This is a genomic window from Burkholderia sp. EMB26 (genome assembly GCF_024730645.1).
In the GTDB taxonomy this organism is placed as follows: Bacteria; Pseudomonadota; Gammaproteobacteria; order Burkholderiales; family Burkholderiaceae; genus Burkholderia; species Burkholderia cenocepacia.
Map to the genome: position 1 here is coordinate 1,276,190 of NZ_CP078070.1, position 17,883 is coordinate 1,294,072.

15 protein-coding genes are annotated in these 17,883 nt (G+C 67.8%); 5 read left to right on the top strand and 10 right to left on the bottom strand.

What is annotated here, in order from left to right:
• Positions 1–12: 12 nt before the first annotated feature.
• From KU887_RS06060 to KU887_RS06080, 5 genes are all read right to left on the bottom strand, one after another.
• On the bottom strand, positions 13–1,386 hold the full coding sequence (locus KU887_RS06060; protein ID WP_048989222.1) for an MdtA/MuxA family multidrug efflux RND transporter periplasmic adaptor subunit: 1,374 nt from the start codon (positions 1,384–1,386) through the stop codon (positions 13–15).
• A 255-nt stretch (positions 1,387–1,641) separates the two neighbouring features.
• Positions 1,642–2,466 (bottom strand): IclR family transcriptional regulator, encoded by an 825-nt coding sequence (locus KU887_RS06065; protein ID WP_006497679.1) that lies wholly within the window; start codon positions 2,464–2,466, stop codon positions 1,642–1,644.
• 639 nt (positions 2,467–3,105) lie between these two features.
• Entirely contained in the window at positions 3,106–5,070 is a 1,965-nt protein-coding gene (locus KU887_RS06070) for a PhoX family phosphatase (protein ID WP_034200802.1), read from the bottom strand.
• A gap of 159 nt (positions 5,071–5,229) precedes the next feature.
• Positions 5,230–6,423 (bottom strand): ammonium transporter, encoded by a 1,194-nt coding sequence (locus KU887_RS06075; protein WP_006483862.1) that lies wholly within the window; start codon positions 6,421–6,423, stop codon positions 5,230–5,232.
• Between the two features lie 253 nt (positions 6,424–6,676).
• Positions 6,677–7,012, bottom strand: a complete 336-nt coding sequence (locus tag KU887_RS06080) for a hypothetical protein (RefSeq protein ID WP_006493329.1) — start codon at positions 7,010–7,012, stop codon at positions 6,677–6,679.
• A gap of 199 nt (positions 7,013–7,211) precedes the next feature.
• Here KU887_RS06080 and KU887_RS06085 point away from each other — a divergent pair, with 199 nt between their 5' ends.
• From KU887_RS06085 to KU887_RS06100, 4 genes are all read left to right on the top strand, one after another.
• Positions 7,212–7,640, top strand: a complete 429-nt coding sequence (locus tag KU887_RS06085; RefSeq protein WP_006484403.1) for a hypothetical protein — start codon at positions 7,212–7,214, stop codon at positions 7,638–7,640.
• 90 nt (positions 7,641–7,730) lie between these two features.
• A complete protein-coding gene (locus KU887_RS06090) occupies positions 7,731–8,186 on the top strand; it encodes an Rrf2 family transcriptional regulator (protein WP_006484400.1) in 456 nt (151 codons plus the stop codon).
• Between the two features lie 155 nt (positions 8,187–8,341).
• Entirely contained in the window at positions 8,342–8,983 is a 642-nt protein-coding gene (locus tag KU887_RS06095) for an NAD(P)-dependent oxidoreductase (RefSeq protein WP_006484404.1), read from the top strand.
• Positions 8,984–9,229: 246 nt separating this feature from the next.
• Complete coding sequence (locus KU887_RS06100) at positions 9,230–9,700, top strand: Lrp/AsnC family transcriptional regulator (protein WP_006484401.1); 471 nt, start codon at positions 9,230–9,232, stop codon at positions 9,698–9,700.
• Positions 9,701–9,730: 30 nt separating this feature from the next.
• Here KU887_RS06100 and KU887_RS06105 read toward each other — a convergent pair whose 3' ends face one another.
• The 3 genes from KU887_RS06105 to KU887_RS06115 are packed head-to-tail and all read right to left on the bottom strand — an operon-like array spanning position 9,731 to position 13,242.
• On the bottom strand, positions 9,731–10,504 hold the full coding sequence (locus KU887_RS06105) for an ABC transporter ATP-binding protein (protein ID WP_006497675.1): 774 nt from the start codon (positions 10,502–10,504) through the stop codon (positions 9,731–9,733).
• 4 nt (positions 10,505–10,508) lie between these two features.
• A complete protein-coding gene (locus KU887_RS06110) occupies positions 10,509–12,209 on the bottom strand; it encodes an iron ABC transporter permease (RefSeq protein ID WP_059721232.1) in 1,701 nt (566 codons plus the stop codon).
• Complete coding sequence (locus KU887_RS06115) at positions 12,199–13,242, bottom strand: Fe(3+) ABC transporter substrate-binding protein (protein ID WP_006490794.1); 1,044 nt, start codon at positions 13,240–13,242, stop codon at positions 12,199–12,201. The genes KU887_RS06110 and KU887_RS06115 overlap by 11 nt, the downstream gene beginning before the upstream one ends.
• A 244-nt stretch (positions 13,243–13,486) precedes the next feature.
• Between KU887_RS06115 and KU887_RS06120 the strand changes: the two genes are divergently transcribed.
• Complete coding sequence (locus KU887_RS06120) at positions 13,487–13,648, top strand: hypothetical protein (protein WP_006476417.1); 162 nt, start codon at positions 13,487–13,489, stop codon at positions 13,646–13,648.
• 147 nt (positions 13,649–13,795) lie between these two features.
• On the opposite strand, the gene KU887_RS06125 is transcribed toward KU887_RS06120, so the two are convergent.
• Together KU887_RS06125 and KU887_RS06130 are read right to left on the bottom strand one after the other, a co-directional pair.
• Positions 13,796–15,163, bottom strand: a complete 1,368-nt coding sequence (locus KU887_RS06125; protein ID WP_006497673.1) for an amino acid permease — start codon at positions 15,161–15,163, stop codon at positions 13,796–13,798.
• Between the two features lie 290 nt (positions 15,164–15,453).
• Positions 15,454–17,745 (bottom strand): FUSC family membrane protein, encoded by a 2,292-nt coding sequence (locus KU887_RS06130; protein ID WP_006493074.1) that lies wholly within the window; start codon positions 17,743–17,745, stop codon positions 15,454–15,456.
• Positions 17,746–17,883 lie beyond the last annotated feature (138 nt).

The window sequence follows — 17,883 nt, forward strand, 5'->3', positions numbered from 1 at the left end:
GCGGCCCGCGCGTTACTGGGCCGCGGGGGCCGCGGCTTGCGACGCGCCGTGCCGGTGTCCGCCGCGATGGCCGGCTGCACCGGACGCAGCCGATGCGCCCGACGCCGCGCCGGCGCCGTGCACGCCCGAGGCGCCTTTCGGCTTGTCGGCCGGAATCGAGATCTTCGAGCCTTCGCGCAGGCGGTCCGAGCCGTCGGTCACCACGCGCTCGCCGAGCGTCACGCCGCTGACGATGCTCGTGCGTTCGCCGTCGACCGGGCCGATCGTGACCTTGCGCACGGTCACCGTGTTGTCGGGCTTCACGACGTACACGAACTGGCCGATCGAGCCGGTCAGCACCGCGGAGGTCGGCACGATCGTCGCGTTGCGCAGCACGTCGACGAGCAGCCGCGTGTTCACGAACTGATTCGGGAACAGCATGCCTTCCTTGTTATCGAAGTTCGCGCGCAGCTTGACCGTGCCGGTGCTCGTGTCGATCTGGTTGTCGAGCGTCGCGAGCGAACCCGTCTCGAGCGGCACCGTGTTGTTGCGGTTGTACGCGGTGACCGACAGCTTCCGGCCCGCGTTCACCTGCTTGAGGATCTGCGGCAGGTTGTCTTCCGACGTCGTGAAGATCACGCTCATCGGCTGCAACTGCGTGATCACGACGATGCCGTTGGTGTCGCCCGGCGTCACGTAGTTGCCCGGGTCGACCTGGCGCAGGCCGACGCGGCCCGACACCGGCGCCGTGATGCGCGCATACGTGAGGTTCAGTTTCGCGGAATCGATCGCGGCCTGGTCGGTCTTCACCGCGCCTTCGTACTGCTTGACGAGCGACGCCTGCGTATCGACGGTTTGCGACGCGATCGAGTCCTGCGACAGCAGCGTCTGGTAGCGCTTCAGGTCGAGGCGGGCCGTCGCGAGCAGCGCCGCGTCGCGCGCATGCGTGCCTTCGGCGTTCTCGAGCGCGACCTGGTACGGACGCGGGTCGATCTGCGCGAGCACGTCGCCCTTCTTGACGATCTGGCCTTCCTGGAACGACACCGATTGCAGATAGCCCGACAGTTGCGTCTTCACCGTCACGTTCGCGAGCGGCGTGACGGTGCCGAGCGCGGACAGCACGATCGGCATTTCGCCCTGCGTCGCGGTGGCGACCTGCACCGGCTGCGGAACGTTCGCCATCGCGGCGGGGCCGCCGCGGCCGCGATGGCTGCCAGCGGCCGCGCTGGCGCCCGCGCCTTGCGCTGAACTGCCTGCCGCGGGCGTGCGGTTCCACGGATGCCACCACAGCAGGCCGCCGATGACGACGACCGCGACGGTGCCGAGCAGCAGCGTGCGGCGCGGGCGCCGTGCGGCGGCGGGCGCGGGGTCTTTCGAAGGGGGCGTGGGCTTTTGTTCGTTATCCATCGTGTTCTGTCAGGAAGACGGCGCGGCGTGCCGGAAATCGGACTGCTGGGCTGCGCGTGGGCGTGCGGGTGACGGGACGGGGCGGCCCGGCTCGGTCCGGGGCCCCGCCGATCCGCGCGGGAAAAGAGCGGTGCGCGCCGCGAATGCGGCGCGACGATGGGCATGATCCTACGTGCCGTCCCCGTTACAGTCCAGCGGTCTATCTTTCAACGGGTTACGGTCGTTACAGAACGCGACACGGCGATGACGAAACGATTACACGCCGATGCGCCGGGCCGGCGCGCCGCCGATTTCGCGGGTGATTTTCGCGATGCATTCCTGCAGCGCGGGCACCACGTGTTCCTGCAGCCATTCGGGCGGGCACTGGTGCGACGCGCCGCCGCAATTCACCGAATAGCGTTGACCCGACGGGCCGACGAAACCGGCCGCGACCGCATTGAGGCCCTCGCGCCATTCGCCGATCGCGATCGCATGGCCGTCGCGCATCGCTTCGTCGAGCGCGGGCGTGAGGCGAGCGGACACGTGCGGCCAGTCGTCGCCGGCGGTGGTGCGCAGCGATTCGAGCAGCAGGCGACGCTCGTCGTCCTCCAGCGCGGCGAGATACGCGCGGCCGACGGCCGTACGCGCGATGTCCATCCGCGAGCCGATCTCGAGGCGCGTGACGAGCACGGCCGAGCGCGGGCGGATCACGTCGATCGCGACCATGTCGAGGCGGTCGCGCACCGCGAGGTGCACGGACAGCGACGTGCGTTCGGCCAGCTCGATCATGAACGGCCGCGAACGCGCGCGGATGTCGAAGTTGCGCAGGAAGCCGTGGCTCAGTTCGAGCACCGACGCGGTGAGCACGAAGCGCTCGCTGTCGGGCAACTGGAACAGGAAGCCGGCGCTGACGAGCGTCGCGGTGATGCGCGAGACGGTCGGCTTCGGGATGCCGGTCAATTCGGTCAGTTCGCGGTTGCTGACGGGCGCGTCGGCAGCCGCGATACGGCGCAGCACGGCGAGGCCGCGGGCGAGGGCGGTGATCTCGTCGGGTGACGATTCACGGTCCCGCGACGCGGGAGGGGTTACAGTTGTCGACACGAGGGATTCTCTCTAATTCCGAAACTCGATTTCAATTTTGTTGGTATTGTAGGAATATTGTCAAAAGATGCATGTTCCGTGGGTGAACCGGTCATTGGATGAGATTTTACGGGTTCACCCTTGGTTTATTAGGAAAACGCTCAAATGAGCGTTGCCGGAAAGTGCATGAACCGGTGCAAATACCGCTTGACTTGTCGGGCGGAAACGGAAAGAATGTCTCACGTTTTCGAAACATCGTTTCAAGAGTTTAACCGGCAACGATGTTTCGCGCAGTCTCTCAGGTTCTAGCACGGCCCTCGGAATGGCTAGAACTTTTTTAGCGCCACGGTCTCCGTGGCGCTTTTTTTTGCCTGTCTTCCGACGGTCCGCCCGGACGCGTCGGCCCGTATTATCTCCTGATCGCCACAAATGCCCGTCCGGGCCAGTTTCGCGCGTGCTGGCACGCGCGATGGGCGCCGTCTGTACGCTTCCCGCACGCAAAAAAAAGCGCGACGCCCGCAGTGGGCATCGCGCGTGAAACGGCGTGGAGCGCCGACGAATGAACGGTGATGAAGAAAGGACGCCCGGTTAGGGACGCCCGGTCAGGGACGCCCGGTCAGGGACGCCCTGCAGGGCGCAACGCCCCCTCGCGCGAGGCGGTCAGTCCTTCGCGAGCTTGATGCTGGTCTGCTCGGCCGTCAGGTAGCCGACGCTGGCGCCGAAGCGATCCTTGTAGTTCGCGCGCACGAGCGGGTCGAGCGTCGGCTTGACCTTGTCGTGCAGCGGCGCTTCCCAGTCGCCCGCATGCTGGAAGTTGCTCATGATGTAGGTCCAGCCGTTGATCTCGTCGACCGCGTGCAGGCCTGTCGATTCGGCGCCGGCCGGGCACGACAGCACGCGCGCGAGCGACTTCGTGTCGACGTTGTAGGCCCACAGGAAGTTATTCACGTGCATGCCCGAGTCTTCGCCGATGAACAGCGTGCGCAGCTTTTCGGAGAACTTCAGGTTGTCGGGGTTCGCGATCTTGTCCGGGTTCGCGAGGTTGCCGAGCGCATCGGCTGCGGCGAGGTCCTCGCCGACCAGCGCGGCCGGCGCGCCCATGTCGACCGGCACCCATTCGCTGTCGATCGCGCCGCCCGTCGTGTCGCGCTGGCCGGCCTTCAGGTTCAGCGCGTAGACGGCGCCCGCGGCGATCTTCTTGTCGACCGCGACGTCGCGCGACACCGCGTTGCCCTTGACCATCGACGTTTCGATCCGCGACATCGCCGTGTAGACGATCTTGTCCTTCGCGTTCACGGTCGTGCCTTCGAGCTTCGTGAACGCCATGCTGCCGCCGAGCAGCGCCGCGTAGCGGTGCGTCTCGAGGAACGCGGCCGCCTTTTCCATTCCCGGCTTCACGCGCATCCAGTTGAACTTGCCGCCGAAGTGGATCTTCGTGTAGCTCGCATCGTTCGGATCGGTGGTCACCAGGTCCATGATGTCCGACGCCTTCAGCGTGTTCGCGAGCGTCTCGATCTCGCTGCTGGTCGCGTGGCCGATCTTGATCCACGTCAGCGTCGCGGTACCCGCGCCGGCGGACGACGTCTGCGTCCACTTCGCGACGTACAGCGTGCCGGCCGACAGGTCGGCCGCCTTGTCGGCGACGAACATGAACAGGCCGCCGTTGGTCGCGTCGTCGCCCATCATCACGGTGCGCTGGTCGGGCATCACCTGGATCAGCTCGTGCGAGATGCGGCCGAGGCAGTAGTGCTTCTTCACGGTGCCGGTGCCGTCCGGGTTCACGGTGATCTCGGGCAGGTGGCCGTAGTGGTAGGGGTTCGCCTTCGTCTCGTCGCCGAACGTGTTCTTGCTGAACGCCTTGAACTGCGCGTCGGTCGCGGCCTTCGTCGCGTCCGGCTCGTATTCCTCGCTCGACAGGTGCGTGCCCCACGGCGACAGGCTCGCGCCGCAGGTGATCCACAGGCCGTGCGCCTTCGACGTGTCGACGTTGTGGTACTTCACGACCTTCAGCGCGCCGGTGGCCGGGTCCTGGTCGAGCGTGAGCACGGCGATTGGCGACGGCAGCTGGCCGTACTGCGACGCGCTCGCCTGGTCGCGTGTCGTGTATTCGAACTGCACGACCGCGAACACCGTGTTGCCCTTCACGCCCGGCACGTTCGCGTTCTTCAGCGTCAGGAGCGAGCTGCCGTCCGGGCAGTCGGAATAGAACTGGCGCTCCTTGCCGGCGACCGAGCGATCGATGATCGGCTGGTTGTTGATGTCGTAGTAGCCGCCCGCGAGCGTCGTGCCGCCCTTGCCGTCCGGCACCATGTCGCCCGTCACGAAGAACGGCCGGTACGCGAGCTTGAAGTTGCGCGACGAGCCGTCCGAGAACGACACCGACAGCGTCGAGCCGACCGTCGTCGTGGCCATCGCGGCCGCGTTGTCGAGCGTCGGCGCGGCCATCGCCGAGAATGCCGCCGACGTATAGGCAGCGGCGACCGGGGCCGGCGTCGACGCGGGATCGTCGTCGCCGCCGCAACCCGTCAGCAGGGCCGGCAGCGCGAGGCCGGAAAGGGGAAGCATCGGCGCGCCGGCGAGGATCTTCAGGGCCTGACGACGGGAAGCATTGGGCAACGCGGGCATGTGGAGTCCAGTTTCGGTTGTTGGAAGAATGGCCTTCGCGAAGCGGGCGAGCGGCAAGCTCCGCGAAGGCATATTGAAAACTGGACGGAAGTGTAAGGACGCTAGATGAAAGTTTTTTGAATTGAAAACGTAATGACGCGTCCGGGGGCGTTCAGCGGGTCAATCGCGCTCGGGCGTGGCCGAGATGCGGTGGATCGACAGGTCGGCGCCGTCGAATTCGGCTTCGCGGTCGAGACGCAGGCCGACGGTCGCCTTCAGCGCGCCGTAGACGAGCGTGCCGCCCGCGCTCGCGAGTGCGATGCCGCCGAGCGTGCCGACGAGCTGCGACAGGAACGACACGCCGCCGAGGCCGCCGAGCGCCGGCTGCCCGAACACGCCGGCCGCGATGCCGCCGAGCGCGCCGCACATCCCGTGCAGCGGCCAGACGCCGAGCACGTCGTCGATGCGCCAGCGGTTCTGCACGCAGGTGAACATCGCGACGAACAGCGCACCGGCGGCGGCGCCCGTGACGAGCGCGCCGATCGGGTGCATCACGTCGGAGCCCGCGCATACCGCGACGAGGCCAGCGAGCGGCCCGTTGTACGTGAAGCCCGGGTCGTTGCGGCCGGCCATCCATGCCGCGAGCGTGCCGCCGACCATCGCCATCAGCGAGTTCACCGCGACGAGGCCGCTGATCTTGTCGAGCGTCTGCGCGCTCATCACGTTGAAGCCGAACCAGCCGACCGCAAGCACCCAGGCGCCGAGCGCGAGGAACGGGATGTTCGACGGCGGGTGCGCGGCGATCCGGCCGTCCTTCGCGTAGCGGCCGTGGCGCGCGCCGAGCAGCAGCACGGCCGGCAGCGCGACCCAGCCGCCGAACGCATGCACGACGACCGAGCCCGCGAAGTCGTGGAACGGCGCGCCGAACGCGTGCGTGAGCCAGGCTTGCACGCCGAAGCGCTCGTTCCACGCGATCCCTTCGAAGAACGGATAGATGAAGCCGACGATGATCAGCGTCGCGACGAGCTGCGGGTTGAACTTCGCGCGCTCCGCGATGCCGCCGGACACGATCGCCGGGATCGCCGCGGCGAACGTCAGCAGGAAGAAGAAGCGCACGAGCGCGTAGCCGTTGTGCTGCGACAGCGTGCCGATGTCGTCGAAGAATTCGACGCCGTACGCGATCGTGTAGCCGATGAAGAAATACGCGAGTGTCGACACCGAGAAGTCGACCAGGATCTTCACGAGCGCGTTGACCTGGTTCTTCTTGCGGACCGTGCCGAGTTCGAGAAATGCGAAGCCCGCATGCATCGCGAGCACCATGACGGCGCCGATCAACAGGAACAGGGTGTCGACGCCGGATTTCAGACCATCCATGCCGTTACTTCCTTGCGCAAAAAACGGGCAAGGAATGCAAGTATCGAGCCAAGCTGGTGAACGACTGCGTGAAATTGGTGCCCGGTTGCCGCGCGATGCGGCATTCCGGTGAATCGCGCACGGGATCGGGGCGTGATCGAGGGCGAGCGACGGCGGTGCCGGCTGCACGCACGTGGTGCGGCGCGTGCTGAACTGGTGCGTACGACGAACGAAGCGGTGCGCGGCGTGCGCGGTCACGCACCGATCTGGCGCGTCAGTGGCGCGCGAACAGCGCGGGCGGCCGGCGCAGCCGCAGCGCGCACGCCGACCAGTAGGCGGCGACGGTCGCCAGCCCGAGCGCGGCGAACGCGAGCGCCGCGAAGCCCGCGAGCGACTGGCCGTCGCCGTCGGCGCCGAGGATGCCTTGCGCGACGATCAGCGCGGCCGTCCAGAAGCCGATCACGGCCTGCGTGAGCAGACGCGCGCACGCGATGCGGCGCGGACGCCCCGATTCGGCGAGGCGGCGCGCCGACGGCGCACGCAGGCACAGGAACAGGGTGGCGGCGAGCAGCGCGGCCAGGACGATGAGCCAGTCGACGAGGAAAGCCATAACGAGGAAAAGTGGGGGACACGTACGAAGCGGATTGAAGCGTGCCCACTTTAGAGGCATGGCGCGTGCGATTGAATCAGACGAATCCGAAATTGAAAGGCATTTTTAATGCCGGGTCGTGATTGGGCCTGTTCCACAGGCGGTATCATCGACACCGGTCCAACCACGAGGTCGTGCAACGCGCGGCCGGAGATTGCTGATGAACATGAAGACATCGCGGGCGCGTCGCGTGCCCGGGTCCGTGCTGGCGGCCGTGGCCGCCGGTGCGCTGCTGTTGCTCGCGGGCTGCGAGAAGTCCGGTACGCCGGTCGCGCAACCCGATACGGCCGCGAGCGCGGCCGCCGACGCCGCGAACAATGCGGCAAAGGCGCTCGACCAGGTGGCGAGCACCGTCAACCAGCAGATCAACGCGGCGAAGGCCGGTATCGCGTCCGCGGCGTCGGCCGTGCCGCCGTTGTCCGCGAGCGGCCTCGCGTCGGCCGCGCAGGCGCAGATCGACGCGGCGGCGTCCGCGGTCGTCGCGCATGCGGCTTCCGAAGCGGGCGCGAAGATCGCCGAAGCCGGCAAGAAACTCCAGCAGTGGAGCCAGCAGAGCGCCGCGGGGGCCAAACCCGCGAGCGGTGAATGACGCGGGCTTGCACGATCCGCAAAATGTAATTATTATGGTTACACATGTCGCCGGTTGCGGGTCGGGCCGGCGTCGCCGAGTGAGTCAGGAATGAATACCAGCAGCCGGTTCGCGTTTGCCGTTCACGTGCTTGCCTTGCTGTCGATGCAGGAAGGCGTACCGTTGTCGTCCGACATCATCGCGGGCAGCGTGAATACGAATCCGGCGCTGATTCGCCGGCTGCTGTCGATGCTGGCGGCCGCAGGCCTGACCACGTCGCAGCTCGGCGCGGGCGGCGGCGCGCTGCTGGCGCGCGAGCCCGGCGAGATCACGCTGCTCGACGTGTATCGCGCGGTCGACGATGCGCAACTGTTCGCGCTGCATCGCGAGGCGCCGAATCCGGCATGTCTCGTCGGGCGGCACATTCAGAGCGCGCTGACCGGCTATATCGGCGACGCGCAGCGCGCGATGGAGGCGTCGCTCGCCACGCGCACGCTGGCCGACGTGACGGCCGACATGCTGGATCTGGAGCAGCGCACGCAACGGGCGGCGCGCGCCGGCGGGTGACCGGCGCCGGGTGCCACGGGTATCCGGCGGCAGGCAGGGCGGGAAGCCGGACGGCGCGTACGCGCGGCGATCGGCACGACGGGGGCTTCGCCCCGTTTTTTTCGGTCTTATATGTAATTGAGTGTGTTACATATTTTCATTTCTGGAGAATCGATATGACGCAACGTTCATTGAATATCGCGCTGTTCGGCGCCACCGGCATGATCGGCACGCGCATCGCGGCGGAAGCCGTGCGGCGCGGCCACCGCGTCACGGCGCTGTCGCGCCATCCGCGCGCATCCGTCGAAGGCATCACCGCGAAGGCGGCCGACCTGTTCGACGCGGCCAGCATCGCGGCCGCGCTGCCGGGCCATGACGTCGTCGCCAGCGCGTACGGCCCGAAGCAGGAAGATGCGGCGCAGGTCGTCGCGGCCGCGAAGGCGCTGGTCGCCGGCACGCGCCAGGCCGGCCTGAAGCGGCTCGTCGTGGTGGGCGGCGCCGGTTCGCTCGAAGTCGCGCCGGGCAAGCAGCTCGTCGACACCGAAGGATTCCCGGAGGCATACAAGGCGCAGGCGCTCGCGCACCGCGATGCGCTCGACTACCTGAAGACGGTCGCCGATCTCGACTGGACCTTCTTCGCGCCGGCCGCGCTGATCGCGCCGGGCGAGCGCACCGGCACGTTCCGCACGGGCGTCGGCAAGCTGATCGTCGACGCGCAGGGCAACAGCAAGATCTCGGTGGAAGACTACGCGGTCGCGTTCGTCGACGCACTCGAGCAGGACAGCTTCGTGCGCGAGATCGCGACGGTCGCGTATTGAGCGGCATGACGGCCGGCGGCCGGTGAGCGCCGGCCGGCCCGGCGCGACGTGCGAGCCGCGACGCGCAATCAATTTCAGGCGATGCCACCCCGGCGGTGGCGTCGCCTGTTTCTTTTGGCGCGGCGGACGAATCGTCTGCGTGCCGGATCGGTATTTACACCGGTCGACGCGCCGCGGCAGTTTTCATATCGTTCCCCGTTGGGCAGGATGAATAGAATAAATTTCTATCGACGAGGGAATGGAGAAATGGACGCCATCGATCGCAAGCTGCTGGAGCTGCTGCAGGCGGATGCCACGCTGCCGATCGCGGAGCTGGCACAGCGCGTGAACCTGTCGCAGACGCCATGCTGGAAGCGCGTGCAGCGGCTGAAGGAAACCGGCGCGATTCGCGCGCAGGTCGCGCTGTGCGATCCGCGCAAGCTCGGGGTCGGCACGACGGTGTTCGTCGCGATCCGCACGAACCAGCACACCGAGGAATGGGCGCAGCGTTTCACGCAGGCGGTGCGCGACATGCCGGAAGTGGTCGAGGTCTACCGGATGAGCGGCGAGACCGATTACCTGCTGCGCGTCGTGGTGGCCGGCATCGACGACTACGACCGCGTCTACAAGCAACTGATTCGCACGGTGCCGCTGTTCGACGTCAGCTCGTCGTTCGCGATGGAGCAGATCAAGTATTCGACCGCGCTGCCCGTGCGCGATCTGGCCGAGCCCGCCTGACGGGCACCCCGCCGCGCCGGCCGCGCGGCTTCAGCGGCCGCGCGCGAGCGCGCGTGCGCGTTCGTCGGCCAGCGCGTCGCGGCGCACGAAATCCGCGACGAACGGGCTGGCCGGATGATGGTGCAGCGCATACGGCGTATCCCATTGCGCGAGCTGCCCGTCCTTCATCACGCCGATCCGGTCGGCGATCGCGAACGCTTCCGCCTGATTGTGCGTGACCAGGATCGCGGTGTGGCCCGTGTGCTTCAGGATGTCGCGCAGCTCGAATGCGAGCCGCTCGCGCGTATCGACGTCGAGATTCGAGAACGGCTCGTCGAGCAGCAGCAATTCCGGCGACGGCGCAAGTGCGCGCGCGAGGGCGACGCGCTGCTGCTGGCCGCCCGACAGTTCGTGCGGATACGCATCGCCGGAATCGGCGAGGCCGACGAGCTCGAGCATCTCCGCGACGCGCAGGCGCCGGTCGGCCTTCGGCAGGCGCCGCAGGCCGAACGCGACGTTGTCGGCCGCGCTCAGGTGCGGAAACAGCGCGTAATCCTGGAACATCATGCCGATGCGCCGGCGCTCGGGCGGCACGTCGAGCGCCGGCGCCGCGACGGGCGTGCCGTCCAGCACGATGCGTCCCATGCGCACCGGTTCGAAGCCGGCGATCGCGCGCAGGACGGTGGTCTTGCCGCAGCCGGACGCGCCGAGCAGGCAGCCGATGTCGCCGCGCGGCAGCGCGAGGCTCAGGCCGTCGACCACGGTGCGGCGGCCGTGCGGCGTGTCGTAGGCGACGCAGAGGTCGTCGAGTTCGAGCAGGTTCACGGTGTCAGGCTCCGATCTTGTGGCGGGTGCGGGCGAGCAGGATCACGGGCACGAGCCCGGCCAGCACGATCGCGAGCGCGGCGACCGCGCCTTCTTCATAGGTGCCGCGCGCGGCTTCCGCATACAGCCAGGTCGCGAGCGTGTCGAAATTCAACGGGCGCAGCAGCAGCGTCGCCGGCAATTCCTTCATCGCGTCGACGAACACCAGCAGCGCGCTCGTCGTGAGCGCGGGCCGCAACAGCGGCAGGTGAACGCGGCGCAGCGTGCCGCCGGCCGTCTCGCCGAGCGAGCGCGCGGCCTGTTCGAGCGACGGCGGAATGCGCGCGAGGCCGGCCTCGATGCCGCCGGCCGGGATCGCGAGGAAACGCACGGTATAGGCGATCACGAGCGCGGTGGCCGAGCCCATCAGCAGCAGCCCGTCGCGGCCGAGCGCCGCGCCGAACAGCCGGTCGGCCGCCGCGAACGGAATCAGCAGGCCGATCGCGAGCACGGTGCCCGGCACCGCGTAGCCGAGGCTCGCGATCCGCGCGCACAGGCGGGCAGGGCCCGCACGGGCGCTGTCACGTTGCGCGCGGGCGGCCCACGCGACGACGAGCCCGCATGCGAGCGTCGTGGCGGTGGCGGCGGTCGCGATCGTCAGCGTGTTCGCGAGCCCGGTCATCAGTTGCGCGGAGACGCCGCCGACGAGGTGCAGCCGCTTGGCCGTTTCGACCGCGAGGTACGCGGCCGGCGCGCCGAAGCCGAGCAGGACGGGCAGCCAGCCGAGCACGGCGGCGCCCAGCGCAGCCGCGCCGGTCAGGCGGCGCGGCGCGATCGGCCGCATGCGCCGGCCGTGCGCATAGCGCTGGCGGCGGCGCCCGTAGCGTTCGAGCGCGATCGTGCCGACGACGATCGCGAGCATCGCGAGCGCGATCTGCGCGGCGCCGGCGAGATCGGAACGCGTGATCCACGTCGTATAGACGGACACGGTCAACGTCTGCACGCCGAGAAATTCCGACGCGCCGATATCGTTCAGCGTTTCGAGCAGCGCGAGGCTCACGCCGACCGCGATCGCCGGGCGGGCCAGCGGCACGACGACGCGCCAGAACGTCGCGAGGCGGCCCGCGCCGAGCGTGCGCGCGGCTTCGAGCAGGCTCGCGGACTGCGTGACGAACATCGCGCGCGTGCTCAGATAGACATAGGGATACAGCACGAAGCCGAGCACGAAGATCGCGCCGGGCAGCGAGCGCAAATCGGGCAGGCGGAACTGGCGCGGGCTGTCGAAGCCGAGCAGCCAGCGGATCGCGCCCTGCACGGGGCCGATCGGATGCAGCAGGTCGAGATACGCGAACGCGACGATGTAGGTGGGGACCGCGAGCGGCAGCAGCAGCGCCCAGGTCAGGATCCGGCGGCCGGGAAAATCGTAGGCGGTGACGAGCCATGCGCAGCCCGTACCGACAATCGACACGATCGCGCCGACGCCGGCGAGCAGCAGCAGCGTATTGACGAGCGCGTGCGGCAGCACGAATTTGGCGAGATGCCGCCAGTGCGCGAGATCGGCGTCGAACGCGGCGGCCACGAGCACCGCGAGCGGCGCCGCGACCGCCGCGGCGATCGTCAGCGCCCCGAGCAGCCACAGGCTGCCCGCGCGCGGCCGCAGACGCGGCCACGGACGCGGGCCGCGCGGCTCGCGGCAGGCGTCGGCGGGCGAGGCGTCAGTTGTCAAAGCCGACCTTGTCGACGAGCTGGCTTGCCTGCTTGCGATGCTTCGCGATATCCGCCAGCGGCAGCGGATCGACCTTCAGCGTGCCGAAGCTCGCGATCACCGGGTCGAGCTTCACGTTCGCGCGCACCGGGTATTCGTAGTTCGCCTGCGCATACAGCGCCTGCGCTTCCGGCGACACCAGGTATTCGAGCAGTTTCACCGCGTTGGCCTTGTGCGGCGCATGCTTCGCCACCGTCGCGCCGCTGATGTTCACGTGCGTGCCGCCGCTCTTCGCGTTCGCGAAGGTCGGGCGCACGACCTTGATCGCGTCGCCCCATTTGCGCGCATCGCTGCCCGGTTCCGCGTGCTTCATGTGGCCGACGTAGTAAGCGTTCGCGAGGCCGACGTCGCAGATTCCGCCGAGAATGTCGCGCGCGACGTCGCGGTCGCCGCCGGTCGCCTTGCGCGCGAGGTTCGCCTTCACGCCGCGCAGCCATGTCTCGGTTGCGGCCTCGCCGTCGTGCGCGATCATCGCCGCGACGAGCGCGGTGTTGTACGGATGCTGGCCCGAGCGGATGCAGACCTTGCCCTTCCATTTCGGATCGGCGAGATCCTCGTAACGGAACGCATCGACCTTCAGGTCTTTTTCGACGTACAGCACGCGGTCGCGTAGCGACAGCGCGTACCAGTCGCCGTTCGTGGCGCGCAGGTTCGCGGGAATCGCGTCGTCGAGCGCCTTCGAGCGCACCGGCTGCGTGACGCCGCCGTCGACGAGGTCGAGCAGGTTGCCGACGTCGACCGTCATCAGCACGTCGGCCGGCGACTGCGCGCCTTCCGCCTTCACGCGTTCGAGCAGGCCGTCCTTCACGAACACCGTGTTGACCTTGACGCCGCTCTGCTTCGTGAACGCGTCGATGAGCGGCTGGATCAGCTTCGGCTCGCGGGTGGTGTACAGGCTCACTTCCTCGGCCGCCTGGGCAAGCGGCGCGAAGGCGGCTGCAGCCAGGGCGAGGGCGCCGGCGAGCGGCAGCAGGCGGGTGCGCGGATTCGACATGAAGACTCCGGTGGGGCAGGTGGACGAGGGAGCGTTCCGGGGCGCGCCTGCCGCCCGAGCGATCCGGAACATTACAAAATGAAAGACTCAGGATTCTAGATCGAAATGGGAACGATTAACAAACGAAAGCTTGCGGAAAGCGGCGGGGAGGACAGGGACGGGCGATCGGAACACCGGGCGGCGCAGCGCGGGCGCAAGCGCGTAGAATGCCCGCTTCGACGAATTTGACGGAGCAGCACCGACCATGAACGATCAGCGCAAGAAGAACCCAGTCCGCAACGTGAGCATCCTGATCGTCGTGGCCGTGCTGCTCGTGATCGGGACGATCCTGTACAACGCGATTTCGCAGAAGCACGCGTACGACGAGGCCCATCCGGCCGAGGCCGCGAGCGCCGCATCGCACTGACGTGCCGGGGCGCGGGCCGGTCGGGCCGCGCGTGCGGGGAGGCGAACGGGGTCGATCCGCGGTTCTCGCGCGACGGGCGCCGCGCGGAACCGGGACAGTAGAAAGCGCGCCGGAACCGACGCGCCGCACTCGCAGGTCAGCCGTGCGTCAACGTGACGCAGCGGCGAATTTCGGGCGGATCCGTGCGTAGAACACGGCCGCGAGCAGCGCGAGCCACGCCGCGCCGACATACAGCGCCACGCGCGTATCGTCGAACCAGCCGAGCATCACGATCACGAAGCCCATGAATGCGATCGTCAGCGCCGGCGCGACCGGCCACAGCGGCACCTTGAACTTCAGCGCGGCGACTTCGGCGCTCGACAGACGGCGACGCATCGCCACCTGCGACAGCAGGATCATCAGCCAGACCCACACGGTCGCGAACGTCGCGATCGCGGCGACCACCAGGAACACGTCCTTCGGCATCAGGTAGTTGAGCAGCACGCCCACCAGCAGCGCGCCGGCCATCACGAGCACCGTGACCCACGGCACGCCGTGGCGCGACGTCGTCATCAGCACGCGCGGCGCCTGACCCTGCCGCGCCATCCCGAACATCATCCGGCCCGCGCCGAAGATGTCGCTGTTGATCGCCGAAATCGCCGCGCTGATCACGACGAGGTTCAGGATCGTCGCGGCCGACTTCACGCCGAGCGCCGAGAAGATCTGGACGAACGGGCTGCCGTCGCTGCCGACGCCGGTCCACGGGCTGATCGACATCAGCACGACCATCGTCAGCACGTAGAACAGCAGGATGCGGGCGGGCACCGCGTTGATCGCGCGCGGAATCACGCGTTCCGGGTCCTTCGCTTCGCCGGCGCTCATCCCGATCACCTCGATGCCGCCGTACGCGAAGATCACGACCGACAGCGACGCGATCAGCCCGCCGACGCCGTTCGGCAAGAAGCCGCCGTGATTCCACAGGTTCGCGAACGTCGGCATGTCGGCCGAATGGCCGAAGTGCATGCCGGTGAGCAGGATCGCGACGCCGCCGCCGATCATCGCGACGATCGCGCCGACCTTGATGATCGACAGCCAGAATTCGAGCTCGCCGAACACCTTCACGTGGCACAGGTTCAGCCCGCAGATGATCGCGACGACGCCGAGCACCCAGATCCATTGCGGGACATCCGGAAACCAGAAGCCCATGTAGATGCCGAACGCGGTGATGTCGGCGATCGCGACGATCACCATTTCGAGCGTATAGGTCCAGCCCGTGACGAAGCCCGCGAACGGGCCGAGGTTCTCGGTCGCGTAGTGGCCGAACGAACCCGCGACGGGCTCGCGCACGGCCATTTCGCCGAGCGCGCGCATCACCATGTAGACGGCCGCGCCGCCGAGGACGTACGCGAGGATCACGGCCGGGCCCGCGAGCTGGATCGCGGACGCCGAACCGTAGAACAGGCCCGTGCCGATCGCCGAGCCCAGCGCGAGAAAGCGGATGTGCCGCGCGCTGAGATGGCGCTGCAAGTTTTTCATCGAGTCTCCGATATCGTTATGCGACGAACCGGGCGAGCAGGGCCGGCCCGATTGGCTCAAGTTGTATATACAACTTGAATGTGAACGAATGATAACAAGCCGGACCCGGTGACCGGAATCGGGTATTCCCTGACTGGCGCGTCGAACGGAATGGGGCGTGGGGCGCTCGCGCGCCGGATGCGCGGGCCGCGTGGAGCGGGTGGGGCATGCTTCGGGGAATCGTTGAACCGGAGTGCGCCGGTGGCCGATCCGCGGCGCGCGGGTCGGCCTGGCGGCGCGGGGATGTGGGGTCAGGCGGGCAGGCGGATCACGCTCGCATCCTTGCGGATCAGCAGCGATGACGCGAGCATCTGCTTGCACTGGTGCGCGAGCACCTTCAGGTCGTGCGTGAGCTCCGCGCCGACCGCGTCGGATTGCTCCGCGGACACGACCATCGCATCGAGATCGCGCGTGATCTGCTTCGACGCTTCGAGCTGATCGGCCGGCGGCGGCTCGCCGGCTTCCGCCTTCTCGAGATTGTCGAGCACGGCGGCGAGGCCGCGCTGCAATGCGTCGTCGTGCACCAGGCCGCCATCGGCCGCGCATGCGCTGCGGATCAGCGGCGCGGCGGCCGTGATCTGCGCGCCGAGCACGTGCGTCTGCACGAGCAGGTCGTTCAGTTCGGGCACGAAGCGCTGGTGCGCCTTCGGCTCGATCATCATCCGCTGGAATGCCTGCCCGAGATTCGCGAACGCGATGTGCACGTCCTTGCGGGCGAGGCGGTAGCGGTAGTCGTCGTCGAGGCTGGTCACGGGCGCCTCGACCGCGGCGGCCACGCCCGCGACGACGGCCGCGCCGTCGGCGGCCGGCACCGGCGGCGGCGACATGCCGCGCCCCGCGCGCCACACGGCCTCGAAATACTTGCGCGTGGACGTCAGCATGTCGGTGACGAGCTTGCCCATCAGCCGGTATTCCCAGTACGGGAACAGCCGGCTCGCGGCGATCGCGATCATGCAGCCGACCACCGTGTCGATCGCGCGCTCGCCGATGATCCGCATGCTGCCCGGCGCGAGCAGGTGGAACATCAGCAGCACGTACGACGACGTGAACACGACGCTCGCCGCGTAGTTGAACAGCAGCAGGCTGTAGCTCATCACCATCGATCCGAACATGATCGCGATCAGCAGGTGCGGCTCCTTCACCGTGTAGATCAGCGCGATGCTCGCCGCGCAGCCGATCAGCGTGCCGATGATCCGCTGCGCGTTGCGCTGCTTGGTCAGCGAGTAGCCGGGCTTCAGGATGATGATGGTGGTCATCACGATCCAGTAGGCGTTCGTGAGCGGCAGCAGCCGGCCGATCCAGAAGCCGACCGCCACGGCGATCGTCACGCGCAGCGCATGGCGAAAGCTCGGCGAACGCATGTTCAGGTTCGAGAAAATCAGCAGCGGCGACATGCGGCGGCGCTGCAGAAAGCGCGTGAGCGCCTTGTCGATCTTCAGTTCGGTCTGCTGCGGATCGGCGTGGCCCGACAGGTTGCGGCGCATCCGGTCGATCAGGCGCGTCGCGCTCCAGATGCGCCGGAACGTCGCGAGCACGGCCGCATACGCTTCCGCGTTGGTGGCCGCGAAGTTCTTCTTGCGCATCAGCTCGATCTCGTACTCGATCGCGCGCAGTTCGGCCTTCACGCTGATGCGCGAATGCGGCGCGCGGTTTTCGAGCACCGCGAGGCCGATTTCCTCGAGATCGGCGGCGGCCTTGCGGATCAGGTCGCGGTAGAAAATGATCAGGTCCGTGCCGCCGAACGTGTTGCGCACCAGCGGGTAATCGGTGTGCGCGCCGACGAACAGCTCGTGCAGGTCGACGCTGTTGATGAACAGGTTGTACATCGTCGTGCGGCCGGGATCGAGCTTGCCGCGCCGCAGCTTCGGCAGGTTGCGCAGCACGATGTCGCGCGCGGTTTCCTGCGTTTCGACCGCGGTGATCTGCCGGGCGACGAGATTGCGGTAGCACTCGTCGAGATCGGCGTCGAGATCGTAGAACTGCGCGCGGGCGAGCAGGTAGTCGGCGCACGCGAACAGGCTTTCGGCCAGCGCCTGCTGCTCGATCCGGCGCGCCTGCCATTGCGACACGAGCGTGGCCCAGTACGTGTACCAGAGGCCGCCCGCGAGAATCCAGCCGGCGTTGACGAACGCCTGCAGCGGCGTGAACTTCTCCTCGAGCGTCATCACCATCATGAACAGCGTCGCGAAGCTGATCTGCGGCCAGCGGTTGCCGTAGACGACGATCAGCGACAGCACGAACGTAAGCGGCACGATCGTGAGCCACAGCGCGAAGATGTTCGGTGTCGCGAGGCCGGTGGCGAGCGCGGCCAGGAAGCCGATCACGCTGCACGCGAGCATTTCGTTGTGTTTGTACTTCAGCGGGCCCGGCATGTCGACGACGCATGCGCCGAGCGCGCCCGTCGAGATCGTGAAGCCGAGCTCCCGGTTGTGAAACACGATCAGGCACAACACGGCCGGCAGCGACACGCCGACCGCGATCCGCAGGCCGCCGAAAAAGTACTGGCTGTAGAAAAACTTTCTGATTTCGACCGAATAGCGCATCGATGGGCTGAATGGCAGACGAAGACGCCCGGGGGCGGCGTATTGACTGGCGACGAGTCTATCGTATTTCGCGGCTCGCAAAAGCTGGCTTTCCGGACGATGGTCGCGGCTGCAGCCCTTTGCTATCCTTGGTCATTG

Excerpts from the sequence above, each read along its gene's own strand:
- KU887_RS06120 (WP_006476417.1), top strand. The coding sequence starts at position 13,487 with ATGAACGATCAGCGCAAGAAGAACCCAGTCCGCAACGTGAGCATCCTG.
- KU887_RS06125 (WP_006497673.1), bottom strand. The coding sequence starts at position 15,163 with ATGAAAAACTTGCAGCGCCATCTCAGCGCGCGGCACATCCGCTTTCTC.
- KU887_RS06130 (WP_006493074.1), bottom strand. The coding sequence starts at position 17,745 with ATGCGCTATTCGGTCGAAATCAGAAAGTTTTTCTACAGCCAGTACTTT.
- KU887_RS06100 (WP_006484401.1), top strand. The coding sequence starts at position 9,230 with ATGGACGCCATCGATCGCAAGCTGCTGGAGCTGCTGCAGGCGGATGCC.
- KU887_RS06075 (WP_006483862.1), bottom strand. The coding sequence starts at position 6,423 with ATGGATGGTCTGAAATCCGGCGTCGACACCCTGTTCCTGTTGATCGGC.
- KU887_RS06090 (WP_006484400.1), top strand. The coding sequence starts at position 7,731 with ATGAATACCAGCAGCCGGTTCGCGTTTGCCGTTCACGTGCTTGCCTTG.
- KU887_RS06060 (WP_048989222.1), bottom strand. The coding sequence starts at position 1,386 with ATGGATAACGAACAAAAGCCCACGCCCCCTTCGAAAGACCCCGCGCCC.
- KU887_RS06070 (WP_034200802.1), bottom strand. The coding sequence starts at position 5,070 with ATGCCCGCGTTGCCCAATGCTTCCCGTCGTCAGGCCCTGAAGATCCTC.
- KU887_RS06095 (WP_006484404.1), top strand. The coding sequence starts at position 8,342 with ATGACGCAACGTTCATTGAATATCGCGCTGTTCGGCGCCACCGGCATG.
- KU887_RS06080 (WP_006493329.1), bottom strand. The coding sequence starts at position 7,012 with ATGGCTTTCCTCGTCGACTGGCTCATCGTCCTGGCCGCGCTGCTCGCC.
- KU887_RS06115 (WP_006490794.1), bottom strand. The coding sequence starts at position 13,242 with ATGTCGAATCCGCGCACCCGCCTGCTGCCGCTCGCCGGCGCCCTCGCC.
- KU887_RS06085 (WP_006484403.1), top strand. The coding sequence starts at position 7,212 with ATGAACATGAAGACATCGCGGGCGCGTCGCGTGCCCGGGTCCGTGCTG.